Origin of the sequence: Rhodococcus sp. KB6, assembly GCF_001445685.1 — a bacterium.
In the GTDB taxonomy this organism is placed as follows: Bacteria; Actinomycetota; Actinomycetes; order Mycobacteriales; family Mycobacteriaceae; genus Rhodococcus_F; species Rhodococcus_F qingshengii.
In genome coordinates this window covers 582851-595320 of record NZ_LNAK01000134.1, presented here as the reverse complement: position 1 = coordinate 595320, position 12470 = coordinate 582851, and the positions used below count along the sequence as shown (strand labels likewise).

Here is a 12470-nt window from a genome sequence, read left to right as displayed (position 1 = left end):
CGGGCGCCCTTCTGTGTGTGATCGGTCAGGGCCTCAGCTGAACTCGGTCCGCAGCGCCGCCACGACCTCGCGGGCGTGTGCCTCGACGGCGTCGTTGCCGGCGAGCTGAGCCGAGCGTGCGAGCCTGGCCCAGCGTCCGACCAGTGCGTCGGCGCGTGGAATCGAGAGATAATGTTCGCGGACGGCGGCGATACGCGAATGATCCTCGGGCAGGTACAGATAGGTACTGAGCCAGACCCAGATGAGTTGGGCCTCGACGATCCTGCGCCCCAATTCGGCCTCGTCGGCCAGGGCGGGCCACATCCCCACCACCTCGGCCCGCCAGGCATCGACCATCGCCGACGCCCGCTCTTCGGTCAGGTCGATGTTGCACAGGCAACCGGGGAAAGACACCAACGCGTAGGTGATGTCGAGGAGGGCATCGCGGTAGCCACCCCACTCGTAGTCGAGGAACTGCACGCCGTCGTCGTTGACGATGATGTTGTCGGGGCACAGGTCCGACGGACTGAAGGCACGGAACCGGCCACCGCTGAACAGTGTCTGCGCATGCTGAACCTGCTCGAGAATGTCCGAACTCACATCGATGCCGAGACTTTCCACCAGCATCGCGGGAACACCGGCCACGGCACGTCCCACCTGATCCGCCACTTCGTCGGAACAATGCGCAACCTCGGCTCGACGCAGAAGCGCGGTGAAGTCGTCCTCACGGCCGACGGTCGCGGCGTGCATGCGTCCCATTGCCTGAGCCATGGCCATCAACGTGTAAGTGACGGTGTCCGGGTCGGAGTCTTCGAGTCGGACGCTGATTGCGGTGGCGTCGCCGAGATCACTCAGGATCAGGAGGCGAGCATCGAGGTCGGACGCCAACAGTTCGGCGCCGGGGCGTGCGTCCTTGGCAAGCGCGTTGGCGAACTGATACGACACCGCTTCACGAAGGAATGCGGTCTCGACGTCGAAGTCACCTTCGGACGCGGCCGGGAGCGCAATCGCTGTTTTGGTAGCTCCCTGGAAGTTGTCGCGGACCTGCTTGATCACCAAAGTTCGGGGCAGGGAGAACGGGTTCTCGGCGACACGAACGCGCAGCACGACGGTGCGGCCACTCCCCCCGAGATCTACGGGATCCACCAGGGTTACGGGTGCCCCTGTGCGGCGTGTCAGCAACTGCTCAGCAGCTGCGACGACTTCGGAAACGGGGTCTGCCAGTAATGCGGTCATCACCGACCAACTTACCCGTTAGTGACTCCGATCATGCCCAGCTCGTCCGCTCGCAGCGGAGAATTCAAGGCCTCACAGCAACAGAAATTGCCGACTACCTGCGGCGATGACAAAAGTCCCTAATCGCCACACCGGCTCACAGTTCTCTCGAGAATTTTGCTGTCGGTGAGCAGAACTCCGAACCTGCGACGTCATGGAGTTTTGTCCTCGTCGACAAATCGAGAAATGCCTTTCAACGCTGCTTCGAATTCCTCGTCGGCCCGGGTTCTGAGCCAGAGAACAATCACGCAGGCAGTGACGATCCCGAGCAGGTTGACAGCCAGTTGCAGAGACGACAACCCGGCGATCCGCCATTCTCCGTTTGCTGCCGCAACCACCGCGAAACCGGCGGCAGGAACCGTGGTGACAGAGATGAACACCCCGACCAAGGCAGCGGACTTCGACGAGACGAGTGCCAGCATCCCAGCCGCACCGGCAAGAAGCGCGACGACAAACGAAATGGGCCCGACCTTGTATACGAAATCGACCTCGTGGAGTGACTCGAGACTGACGACGTCCATCCATCCGAAGAACTTCACCACGAACGTTGCGGCAAGCGTCACGCCCATCGCGATGGGGAATCCGACGGCAAGCGCGAGAATCGAACGCCGACGCAACCGTCGATCCCGCCGTACGAGTGCGACTGCCAAAGCAGCCAGCGGACCGAACTCCGGACCGACGACCATGGCGCCGACGATCGTGATCTGAGAGTCGGTCACGACGCCGATCGCGGCCAGCAGACACGCAATGGTCAGGAACGCGACGAACAATCCGTTGAGAGTCGACTCTTCGCGAGTGCGGGACAGCAATTCCTCCCACACGACGGAATCCGCGGGATCACCAGGCACGTCACGCTCGGCTTTGCGCGCCGCCGCCGACAACACCGTCTCGACCGGTACGAGCGTCATTCCGCCGTCCTCGGCGACGCCGAGTTCGTTCAGGGCATCGACGACGTCGTTTGCCGCCTCACGGGCGACGTCGGCCTCCACCATGTCGCCGGCAGGATGAACCGCGACGTCGCGCATCACGACGATGTGTGTCGCGCCCCGCTGCGACGCGAGCGCACCGAGAACTTGCTCGGTGCGCTCGGTCGGGCAGATCACCCGCAAATGCAGCATGGCGATCCGGTGTCGGCTCTACTTGGCTTCGCCGGTGTCGCCTTCGGACTTCTTGTCCTCTGACTTCTTCTCGGGCTTCGCGTCGATACCCGATTCCTTGCGCTGCTGAGCCGAGATCGGTGCCGGAGCATCCGTCAGCGGGTCGACGCCGCCGCCGGACTTCGGGAACGCGATGACCTCACGGATGGAATCCATGCCGGCGAGGAGCGCGGTGATGCGGTCCCAGCCGAATGCGATTCCGCCGTGCGGCGGCGCACCGAAGGCGAAGGCGTCGAGGAGGAAGCCGAACTGCTCCTGCGCCTCTTCCTCGGAGATACCCATCACCTTGAACACTCGTTCCTGAATGTCCTTGCGGTGGATACGAATACTGCCGCCGCCGATCTCGTTGCCGTTGCAGACGATGTCGTACGCGTAGGCGAGAGCGGAATCCGGATCGGTGTCGAACGTGTCGAAGAACTCCGGCTTCGGCGACGTGAACGCGTGGTGCACGGCGGTCCACGCGGAGTGGCCGAGAGCGACGTCACCGGATGCAGTGGCGTCGGCGGTCGGCTCGAACATCGGAGCGTCGACGATCCACACGAAGGCCCACGCGTCAGGATCGATGAGGTCCTTCTTGCGGGCGATCTCACCACGGGCAGCGCCGAGGAGGGCGCGCATCGGCTTCGTTGCACCAGCTGCGAAGAAGACGCAGTCTCCCGGCTGAGCTCCGACGTGGGCGGCCAGGCCCTCACGCTCGGCGTCGGTCAGGTTCTTGGCAACAGGTCCACCGAGAGTGCCGTCTTCACCGACCAACACGTACGCCAGACCCTTGGCCCCACGCTGCTTGGCCCATTCCTGCCAGGCGTCGAGTTGCTTGCGCGGCTGGCTTGCACCGCCGGGCATCACGACGGCGCCGACGTACTCCGCCTGGAACACGCGGAACGTCGTGTCCTTGAAGAAGTCCATGCACTCGACGAGTTCGATGTCGAAACGCAGGTCCGGCTTGTCGCTGCCATAACGACGCATTGCCTCGGTGTAGGTCATGCGGTCGATCGGCGTCTTGATCTCGTGGCCGACGAGCTTCCAGAGCGCCGTCAGGATTTCCTCGGCGAGCAGGATGATGTCGTCCTGGTTGACGAAAGCCATCTCGATGTCGAGCTGAGTGAACTCGGGCTGGCGATCGGCGCGGAAATCCTCGTCGCGGTAGCAACGTGCGATCTGGTAGTAGCGCTCGATGCCGCCGACCATGAGGAGCTGCTTGAACAGCTGCGGGCTCTGCGGCAGTGCGTAGAAGCTACCGGGCTGAAGGCGCGACGGCACCAGGAAGTCACGGGCACCCTCGGGCGTCGAGCGCGTGAGCGTCGGAGTCTCGACCTCGACGAACTCGTGATGCGCGAGAACGCCGCGCGCTGCAGCACTTACCTTGGAGCGCAAGCGAATTGCGGAGCCGGGGCCTTCACGACGCAGGTCGAGGTAGCGGTACTTGAGGCGCGCTTCTTCGCCGACCTGATCGTCGAGCTGGAACGGCAGCGGTGCGCTTTCGTTGAGAACCTCGAGTTCTGTGGCGTTGACCTCGATCGCTCCGGTGGGGATCTCGAAGTTCTGGTTGCCCTCTGGGCGAACCTCGACCGTTCCGGTCACGCGAACGCAGTATTCCGCGCGCAGACGGTGCGCCTGCTCGGCCACGTCACCTGCCCGGAAAACTACCTGCGCAACTCCGGATGCATCACGGAGATCGATGAAGATCACTCCGCCGTGATCACGACGCCTGGCTACCCAACCGGTGAGCGTTACGGTCTGCTCTGCCTGCTCGGGTCGCAATGAACCGGCGAGATGTGTGCGCAGCACGGGATTCCTTTCGAACTACTTCCAATAACCGACGACCGACTACTTTGCCTGCGATCCTACGGAGCGAACTGCACAGAGCGGAAACGCGGACCCGCATCGCATGCGAAGCTATCTCCAGAAGTGACGGCAAGCACTTGTTCACGACAGCAGAAAGCGGACATAGATGACCTTCAACGAGGGGGCCCGCGGCGAAGCGGGACGCGTTCAGGTTCAAGGCGGCGGGGGTGGCGGTGGCCGCGGCGGCAAAATCGCGATCGGCGGTGGCGCGGGCGGCATCATCGTTCTGATCCTGGCGCTGTTGTTCGGCGGTGACCCCGGCTCACTCCTGGGTACGTCTACCGAGACTTCGAGTTCGTCGACCGGACTGTCGTCGGTCGACGAGTGCACCGGTGCTCAGGCAAACGCCGATGTGAACTGCCGCGTCACACTGACCGTCGGAAGCCTCGACGACGTTTGGGAACAGCAGTTGGTCAAGCAGACCGGCACGGCGTACGTGCGACCCGAAGTCATTCTGTTCAGCGGTTCGGTCAACACCGGTTGCGGCCAGGCGTCTAGTGACGTCGGTCCGTTCTACTGCCCGGCCGACCAGACTGCGTACTTCGACACGAGTTTCTTCCAACTACTCGTCGACCGTTTCGGTTCCAGCGCCGGACCGCTCGCACAGGAGTACGTGGTCGCGCACGAGTTCGGACATCACATCCAGAATCAGCTCGGCGACATCGGCCGCGCGCAGGCCGACCCGCAGGGTGAGCAGTCGGGTGCGGTTCGCACCGAACTCCAGGCCGATTGCTACGCAGGCGTCTGGGCACATTTTGCGGACACGATTCCCGATCAGGCGACCGGTCAACCGTTCCTGAAGCCCTTGTCAAAAGACGACATTCGCGACGCGTTGTCCGCCGCCTCGTCGGTGGGCGACGACCGTATCCAGAAGTCCACGACCGGTCGGGTCAACCCTGAAGGTTGGACACACGGCTCCTCCGCACAGCGTCAGGCGTGGTTCATGACCGGATACCAGACCGGCCAGATTTCGTCGTGTGACACGTACTCGGCGCGGGATCTGAACAACCCGCCCGACCTCAAGCGATAGCGAATCTCCGAAACCATCCCACCGAAAATTTTTTCTGTCTTGACAGATTTTGTTGTCGGTGGGATGGTTTTCTCATGTTGGACGTAGCAGTCATCGATCGCCCCGGAGCTGCCGAGGCGTCGCTCGATCCGATTCGGCAACGGATTCTGGCCGAATTGGCGGTGCCGGGATCGGCATCCTCGCTGGCGCCCCGGATCGGGCTGACACGCCAGAAGGTGAACTACCACCTGCGCACTCTCGAAGACCACGGACTTGTCGAGCTCGTCGAGGAACGCAAGCGAGGCAACATGACCGAGCGAATCATGCAGGCCAGTGCCGCGTCGTACGTCATATCCCCTGCCGCCATGTCGGCGCTCGCCCCAGACCCGGGCCGGTTCCCCGATCAGCTCTCGGCGCGCTGGCTCGTCAGTCTCGCAGCGCGGATCGTCCGAGAGGTCGGCGAGCTGATCGCCGGCGCAACTGCAGCCGGAAAACCGTTGGCGTCCTTTGCCATCGACAGCGACATCACCTTTGCCACGGCGGCCGACCGTGCCGCGTTCGCCGGCGAACTCGGCGAGTCGATCAACTCACTCGTCGCCAAGTATCACAACGGCAATTCCGAAGGCGGACGCAAACACCGCCTCGTTGTCGCCTTGCATCCCAGCCTCACCACACCCCAAACCATCACAACCCAAGCCATCGACGCGCCCGAAACGGAGAAGTAGCAATGTCCGAGAAATTCGAAATCCGCCGCGAGGTGGTCGTCCCAGGAACCCCCGAGCAGATCTGGGCCGCCATCTCGGCCGAAACGGCCGGCTGGATGTTCCCCTCCCCTCTCGAGATCCCCGCCGACGGCAGCCGCCCGGACAGCCCGATCATCGCGACCTGGGAGCCGCCCCGCGAACTCGCCATCCACATGCAAGGCCCCGACGGCTGGTTCAACAACCTCGAATACGTCGTCGAAGCACGCGACGAGAGCACCGCCGTTGTCCGCTACGTCCACGCCGGAGTGTTTGCCGATGACTGGGACAACCAGTACGACGGCGCGAGCAAGCACACGGACTTCTACCTGCACAGTCTCGGCCAATACGTGCGGTACTTCGCCGGAAAACCCGTCACCTATGTCTCGGCCGAAGGCCCGGAATCCTCGTCCGCGCCGCAAGCGATGGGAACGCTTCGCAGCGCCCTCGGAATCACCTCGGGCGCCGGTGTCGGTGACTCCGCGTCGGTGGAAGTCCCCGGAATCGGAACCGTCGACGCGATTGTCGACTACATCAACGACTGGTTCATCGGCTTGCGCACCGAGGACGCATTGCTGCGGTTCTACGGCCGAAATGCTTTCGGCGGCAACGTCGACGCGGCCCATCACCTCTTCGCAGAGGGCGCTGACGGTGGATCAGCAACGGCAGCGTGGCAGGGCTGGCTCGACGGCGTGTTCGCCTGAGTCGTCACACTCCCCGCTCTGCTGACACGCGACCGTCGTCGATCGCGGTCAGCAGAGCGGCATGATCGCGTGCATTGCGCTTGGCGTAGGCAGCCGCGAACTCCCCGATCGCGAAATCGAATTCGGTTCCGTCACCGAGATATTCGGCGATCGCTATCCGATCGGACGAGCGAGCGTGTGCGTAGGCAAGGACCCTGGCGCACAGGCGCCCGTAGAGTTCCAGCCCCTGCGGCACCATCTCTTCGATGACTGCCGACCCTTTACCGTCACGCAGTTGACGAATGTAGAAATCGTGCTCACCCTCGTCGAGCCCCGGCCCTCGTTCCCAGCCGAGAAAGATGTCGCTTGTCGCTTGCATCAAGCGTTGCCCGTTGACGACGCGTTCCCCTTCGTTCTTGAAGGTCGGACCATCGACGTAGCCGGACAATACCGAGGGTTGCGCTTCCTTGACCTGCAGGATCAACGGATCGTCGTCGTCGACGCCTTTCATGAGGATCATCCATGCGCGTGTTCCGACGCTCCCGACACCGACAACCTTCCGCGCAATGTGCGTCATCTCGAAGCTTTCGAGCAACACCCGACGGTCCCACTGCAGCGTGCTCCGATACGACCGAACGCGCTGACGTAGCAACTCCTCGATCTGCGTGAGATCGGTCCCTGCGAACAACTCGTTTGCGGGCACGATCAGCGGCGGATCACTGATGAATTGCCGCCGGCCGTCGACGATTTCGGTGAACTTGCCTGCCGCCTGCACACTGTCGCGGCGACGAGCCTTGTCCAGCGTCGCTTGTGTGCGAGCAAGCATGCGCTTCTTCAGGTCGATCTGGAGAGCCTCGAGCCCGTCCTCGGGTGCGATGTGCGAGTACCAGACTGCAAGATTTCCCAATCCTGCCTGGGTGATCATGGTTTCCCGATACTCGGCCGCGCATCCGCGAACGATCTTCTTCCGCTCCTTGCCCGAAAATCCGTTGTCCTTTGCGGCGATCACCAAACTTGCGGCCAGTCGTTTCACGTCCCATTCGAACGGTCCCGGGTACGTTTCGTCGAAGTCGTTGATGTCGAACGCGAGCTTTCGCTCGGGCGTCGCATAGATACCGAAGTTGCTCAGGTGCGCGTCGCCGCAGAGTTGGCTGGCAAGACCCGAATCCGGACTGCGTGACAAATCGTCGGCCATCACCAGCGCAGCGCCGCGGAAGAACGAGAACCGCGATGCCGACATCCGCCCGTATCGGATGGGCACCAGGTCCTGTACCCGCGACTTCGCCTGCAATTCGAGCAGTGATATCGGATCACGGTCACTCTCTGCCAGATCCGCGAGCGCGGCCAATGGCGTATCTCTACGCGCCTGACGGCCGCGTGCCCGCCTTTCGTCGACCGTGAGATGCTCGGTGCGCACTGCTGTCATCTGCCCGACCTTTCACTCGCAACGGCTATCGCTACGAACTCGACGCGTCGGGCGTCGTGCGGCCTCCTGATCCGCGCGCTGCGCGTACCAGGAGTTCCGGACTTGACACCAACGCCTTGCGCCACGGAAGTACCCCGTCGATCTCGATCTGAATCGACAGGCTCAGCACGGTCCGAATAAGAACGATCATGCCCAGAACTGCGGCGTCTGTCAGCGACGGCGACGACGTCACCGTCTTCACCAGATCAGCGGCGACAAGGATCTCGAGGCCGAGAAGGATGACCGCGCCCATGGTCTCGCGCAGAGTACGAAACGCCGAACTACCGTCCCGCGTTCGACTCCATGCGCGCCCCGCGATCACGAATGCGAACACGAACCCGAGAACCATGGCGACAACACCGAGTACCTCGAACCATTCGGTGACCAGCTCGAAGAACCTGATTTTGTCCATGGTCATGATTCTCGAGGTAATGCACCGATAAGTCGAGGTGACACGACGGCGTCAGCTGAAGATCCGCTCGATGTCGTCGAGTCGCAGCTCGGTCGCGCGGGGAGAATAGCCCGAGCCCCACAGGCTGTCGTCGACGTAATGGACGTTCCCCGAGCGGACAGCGGGAAGACGCTCCCAGAGCGGGTTCATCGCCAACTGCGCACGGACGTCCTGCTGGTCCTGGAATGCGCCCACGATGATCACGTCGCTGGTCACCTGATCGAGTTGCTCCGCTGTGAGTGTGCGCGTGAACTCCTCCGATGTAGCTCGTTCGCCGGGGAAACCGAGGGCGTCGAGAAGAGCGTCGACCTGGTTGTAGACGACACCGTTCTCGCCGGTGCGGAGGAGGGTCACCGACGGCAACGAACCGAGGGCGGAGAGTCGATCCTTGATTGTGAGGAGGCGCTCTTCCGTTCTCGCGTTCAATTCCGCAGCAGCGTCTTCGCGTCGGACCGCGACGCCCATCGAGGTGACCAACTTCTTCATCTCGGCCCACGTGAGGTACCCGTTGAAGCCGGCGAATACTGGAACACCGGTCGCGGAGAGTTCGTCGTAGGACTTTGCCGCATAAGCATTTCCGGCCGTCAGGAGCATGACGATCAGATCCGGCGACGCGCCGATGATCGCTTCCTTGTTCCACGTCCCCGCCGTACCGAGGTTCGGGATGTTCGCAGCCTCCGGCATCGTACGCAACACCGCGTCACCGCTCACACCCTCGAGACCGAAGAAGCCGCCGACGATCTTCTCCGGCGGCACACCGAGGTCGAGCACCGTCGCCATGGCGCTGACATGGGCGATGACCATTCGCTGCGGGTCCGACGGAATCTCGACACTGCCCGTCTCATCCTGCACTGTGACGAGACCACTTGGCGCCGAGCCGTTTTCGTCGCTGCTGCACGCTGCCAGCAAGGTCGCGGCCGCGGCACCGAGCCCGGCGCCGAGGAAACCCCTGCGCGTCAGCGCATCGACGATGCGTTTCCACTGCTCGTCTGTATCGAGTGCGGTGTTATCGAGTGCGGGCGCCAGGCAGATCGAGTTCGGCACAGTTCGGTCCATTCGTTCGAGCGGTCGAGAATCACCTCGATTGTGGCTATCGAACCGTCGAAACTGAACAGGATTTCGAGCCGACAACTATCGCTGTCCGGTCACACCTTCTTGACGACGCTCGACTTCAATTGCATCGGTCCGATGCCGTCGACCTTGCAGTCGATGTCGTGGTCACCAACACCCTGAACAAGGCGGATGTTGCGAACTTTCGTACCTGACTTGATGCCGGTCGGACTGCCCTTCACCTTGAGCGTCTTGACGACCGTCACCGTGTCGCCGTCCGCAAGAATGTTGCCTACGGCATCTTTCACCACACCCAGGTCCTCGCCGGCACTATCGGTCGGCGCCCACTCGTGCGCGCAGGACGGGCAGACCATCAACGCGCCCATCTCGTAGGTGTATTCGCCGGCGCATTCAGGGCAAGGGGGCAAGGTGTCTTCCACGCGGTTCATCCTATCCACCAGGCACCCGATCCCCATTTTTGCATTTCATGAGGCACCCTTGGGCGAAATATTGCATTCGATGAAACTTTGCACTCTGTGCAATTATGGATGAAATGGGAACCGAAACTCTCGGATTGCGCGAACGAAAACGAATTGCGACGAGGCAGCTGATCGAGCACACCGCCGTCGAACTCGTTCTCGACCTGGGCTATGACGAAGTGACCGTCGAGAAAATCTGCGAAGCCTGCAATCTGTCGACCCGCACGTTCTTCAACTACTTCCCCACCAAGGACGCAGCGATCGGCGGGCTCATGCTCGTCGTGCCAAGTGAGACGACCATGCTCACGCTCATCGGCGAGCACCCGGACGATCCGCTGCGCGGCGCTCTCGCGGTATTCGAGGCGGCGATGCAAATCGTCGACGAGCGACCCGATCTGCTCGCGCATCGACGCGAATTGTTCGAGCGTCATCCCACGCTGTTGCAACAACATCTGGCCACCTTCCACGATCTTGAAGACACGCTCACCCGGATCCTCACGCGGGAGTTGTCGAACAGAACCGAGTATCGCCGCCTGCACTCGGACACAGCCGCTGCCGACGAAGCCACAGCAACGGTCATCACCGCAGGCGCCGCGATGCGTTACGTCTTCCGAAAATGGCAGAACAGTGAACGGGCAAGCCCCAGAACAGATTTGCTCGATCCGGCACTACTCCTGATGGCTCGAATACTGAGGTCCGAGAGCTGATCCACACTCTCGCACCCGCCGTCACTCAACTAAGGAACTACATGTCCACTCGAGAAGCTGCGACCGTCGAGCCCGACGGCACGCATACCGACACCGAGGCCTCGCCGGACAAACGGTCGATCATCCTCGTTTTTGTCGGGCTGATGATCACGATGCTTCTGGCTTCGCTCGACCAGATGATCTTCAGTACCGCTTTGCCCACCATCGTGGGCGAATTGAACGGCGTCAACCACATGGTCTGGGTGACGACGGCATACATCCTCGCCTCGACCGTCATGATGCCGGTGTACGGAAAACTCGGTGACCTGATCGGCCGCAAGGGCCTCTTCATCGGCGCCATCAGCATTTTCATCGTCGGTTCGGTGATCGGCGGTCTGTCCCACGACATGACCACACTCATCGCTGGTCGAGCCGTGCAGGGACTCGGCGGCGGCGGATTGATCCTGCTGTCCCAGGCGATCATCGCCGACGTCGTCCCCGCCAGGCAACGCGGCCGGTACATGGGTGCGATGGGCGGCGTGTTCGCACTGGCTTCGGTTGCCGGTCCCCTACTCGGCGGCTGGTTCACCGAAGGCATCGGTTGGCGTTGGGCCTTCTGGATCAACATCCCCCTAGGCCTACTCGCCATCGCGAGCGCGATGGCATTTCTGCACCTGCGGAAGCCGAACCTCGGCAAGCCTCGCATCGACTATCTGGGCATGGTTCTCGTCGCGACGGCAGCGACGTGTCTGATCCTGTTCACGACCTGGGGTGGAAACACCTACGCCTGGGGATCGGCCGTCATCATCGGGTTGATCGTCGGCTGCGTCGTGACGGCAGTGGCTTTTGTCTTCGTCGAGAAGCGTGCCGACGAACCGGTGATTCCGATGCACCTGTTCGCTCAGCGCAACTTCGTGTTGACCACCGTCGCCGGCCTGATCATCGGAATCGCCATGTTCGGTGCGCTCGCCTACCTGCCGACCTACATCCAAATGGTGACAGGCAAGAACGCCACCGAAGCTGGATTGATGATGATTCCCATGATGGCGGGCCTGCTCGTCGCCTCCATCGGGTCCGGCCAGCTGGTCAGCAAGACCGGCCGCTACAAGATCTTCCCCATCGTCGGAACATCCATCGTCGCTGTTGCTCTGGTCCTGCTCTCACGTCTGACGCCGTCGACCTCACTGCTGGTCTTCGGTTGCTACATCGCACTCATGGGTATCGGACTCGGCCTCGTCATGCAGATCTTGATCTTGATCGTGCAGAACACCTTCCCCGCGGCCGAAGTGGGAACGGCCACCGCGTCGAACAACTTCTTCCGCCAGATCGGTGCGTCGTTGGGCAGCGCGATCGTGGGCAGCCTGTTCGCCTCGCGTCTGACCAATCTCCTGGCCGAGCGACTCCCGGCGAATGGCGGCGCGGTCGGTGGTGACGAGAACTCCTTGACCCCGGGAATCCTCTGGAAGTTGCCGAGCCAGGTTCGCGAGATCATCGTCGGTGCATACAACGACGCGCTGGCGCCGATCTTCCTGTACCTCGTCCCCTTGGTCATCGCAGCGGTCGTGTTGTTGCTCTTCGTCAAGGAGAAGCCACTCGCGACGACGATCGATCGCTCTGCACCCCCGCTCGAGTAATTGACTATCGTGGCGTG

At 62.4% G+C, this 12470-nt stretch carries 12 protein-coding genes; 5 read left to right on the top strand and 7 right to left on the bottom strand.

Annotation, left to right across the window (positions count from 1 at the left end):
- Nucleotides 1–33: 33 nt before the first annotated feature.
- The 3 genes from ASU23_RS22755 to aspS all read right to left on the bottom strand — a co-directional run bounded on the left by ASU23_RS22755 (nucleotide 34) and on the right by aspS (nucleotide 4199).
- On the bottom strand, nucleotides 34–1215 hold the full coding sequence (locus ASU23_RS22755; protein WP_058038753.1) for a kinase: 1182 nt from the start codon (nucleotides 1213–1215) through the stop codon (nucleotides 34–36).
- A 191-nt stretch (nucleotides 1216–1406) separates the two neighbouring features.
- Entirely contained in the window at nucleotides 1407–2372 is a 966-nt protein-coding gene (locus ASU23_RS22750) for a DUF389 domain-containing protein (RefSeq protein WP_058038752.1), read from the bottom strand.
- Between the two features lie 18 nt (nucleotides 2373–2390).
- The gene (gene aspS / locus ASU23_RS22745) at nucleotides 2391–4199 is read right to left on the bottom strand and encodes an aspartate--tRNA ligase (RefSeq protein WP_003944808.1); all 1809 of its coding nucleotides are present in this window, start codon (nucleotides 4197–4199) and stop codon (nucleotides 2391–2393) included.
- A 163-nt stretch (nucleotides 4200–4362) separates the two neighbouring features.
- On the opposite strand from aspS, the gene ASU23_RS22740 reads away from it, so the two are divergent.
- The 3 genes from ASU23_RS22740 (at nucleotide 4363) to ASU23_RS22730 (ending at nucleotide 6709) form a co-directional block, all read left to right on the top strand.
- Nucleotides 4363–5286, top strand: a complete 924-nt coding sequence (locus ASU23_RS22740) for a neutral zinc metallopeptidase (RefSeq protein ID WP_003945028.1) — start codon at nucleotides 4363–4365, stop codon at nucleotides 5284–5286.
- A gap of 74 nt (nucleotides 5287–5360) precedes the next feature.
- The gene (locus ASU23_RS22735) at nucleotides 5361–5990 is read left to right on the top strand and encodes a helix-turn-helix domain-containing protein (RefSeq protein ID WP_042448756.1); all 630 of its coding nucleotides are present in this window, start codon (nucleotides 5361–5363) and stop codon (nucleotides 5988–5990) included.
- 2 nt (nucleotides 5991–5992) lie between these two features.
- On the top strand, nucleotides 5993–6709 hold the full coding sequence (locus ASU23_RS22730) for a hypothetical protein (RefSeq protein WP_058038751.1): 717 nt from the start codon (nucleotides 5993–5995) through the stop codon (nucleotides 6707–6709).
- 4 nt (nucleotides 6710–6713) lie between these two features.
- On the opposite strand, the gene ASU23_RS22725 is transcribed toward ASU23_RS22730, so the two are convergent.
- The 4 genes from ASU23_RS22725 to ASU23_RS22710 form a co-directional block, all read right to left on the bottom strand.
- A complete protein-coding gene (locus tag ASU23_RS22725) occupies nucleotides 6714–8114 on the bottom strand; it encodes a DUF2252 domain-containing protein (RefSeq protein ID WP_007728051.1) in 1401 nt (466 codons plus the stop codon).
- 31 nt (nucleotides 8115–8145) lie between these two features.
- Complete coding sequence (locus tag ASU23_RS22720; protein WP_007728052.1) at nucleotides 8146–8565, bottom strand: DUF1622 domain-containing protein; 420 nt, start codon at nucleotides 8563–8565, stop codon at nucleotides 8146–8148.
- Between the two features lie 51 nt (nucleotides 8566–8616).
- Nucleotides 8617–9648 carry an ABC transporter substrate-binding protein gene (locus tag ASU23_RS22715; protein WP_228402242.1) on the bottom strand — a complete coding sequence of 344 codons (1032 nt, stop codon included), beginning with the start codon at nucleotides 9646–9648 and terminating at the stop codon, nucleotides 8617–8619.
- Between the two features lie 101 nt (nucleotides 9649–9749).
- A complete protein-coding gene (locus ASU23_RS22710; RefSeq protein WP_164490578.1) occupies nucleotides 9750–10103 on the bottom strand; it encodes a zinc ribbon domain-containing protein YjdM in 354 nt (117 codons plus the stop codon).
- A gap of 104 nt (nucleotides 10104–10207) precedes the next feature.
- On the opposite strand from ASU23_RS22710, the gene ASU23_RS22705 reads away from it, so the two are divergent.
- Nucleotides 10208–10840 (top strand): TetR/AcrR family transcriptional regulator, encoded by a 633-nt coding sequence (locus ASU23_RS22705; RefSeq protein WP_003944787.1) that lies wholly within the window; start codon nucleotides 10208–10210, stop codon nucleotides 10838–10840.
- A 41-nt stretch (nucleotides 10841–10881) separates the two neighbouring features.
- On the top strand, nucleotides 10882–12453 hold the full coding sequence (locus tag ASU23_RS22700) for an MDR family MFS transporter (RefSeq protein WP_003944867.1): 1572 nt from the start codon (nucleotides 10882–10884) through the stop codon (nucleotides 12451–12453).
- The last annotated feature ends 17 nt before the right edge of the window (nucleotides 12454–12470 follow it).

What these genes read in the sequence shown, in the direction of transcription:
- ASU23_RS22700 (WP_003944867.1), top strand. Translation starts at nt 10,882, where the DNA reads ATGTCCACTCGAGAAGCTGCGACCGTCGAGCCCGACGGCACGCATACC.
- ASU23_RS22755 (WP_058038753.1), bottom strand. Translation starts at nt 1,215, where the DNA reads ATGACCGCATTACTGGCAGACCCCGTTTCCGAAGTCGTCGCAGCTGCT.
- ASU23_RS22740 (WP_003945028.1), top strand. Translation starts at nt 4,363, where the DNA reads ATGACCTTCAACGAGGGGGCCCGCGGCGAAGCGGGACGCGTTCAGGTT.
- ASU23_RS22710 (WP_164490578.1), bottom strand. Translation starts at nt 10,103, where the DNA reads ATGAACCGCGTGGAAGACACCTTGCCCCCTTGCCCTGAATGCGCCGGC.
- ASU23_RS22720 (WP_007728052.1), bottom strand. Translation starts at nt 8,565, where the DNA reads ATGGACAAAATCAGGTTCTTCGAGCTGGTCACCGAATGGTTCGAGGTA.
- ASU23_RS22730 (WP_058038751.1), top strand. Translation starts at nt 5,993, where the DNA reads ATGTCCGAGAAATTCGAAATCCGCCGCGAGGTGGTCGTCCCAGGAACC.
- ASU23_RS22725 (WP_007728051.1), bottom strand. Translation starts at nt 8,114, where the DNA reads ATGACAGCAGTGCGCACCGAGCATCTCACGGTCGACGAAAGGCGGGCA.
- ASU23_RS22735 (WP_042448756.1), top strand. Translation starts at nt 5,361, where the DNA reads ATGTTGGACGTAGCAGTCATCGATCGCCCCGGAGCTGCCGAGGCGTCG.
- ASU23_RS22750 (WP_058038752.1), bottom strand. Translation starts at nt 2,372, where the DNA reads ATGCTGCATTTGCGGGTGATCTGCCCGACCGAGCGCACCGAGCAAGTT.
- ASU23_RS22705 (WP_003944787.1), top strand. Translation starts at nt 10,208, where the DNA reads ATGGGAACCGAAACTCTCGGATTGCGCGAACGAAAACGAATTGCGACG.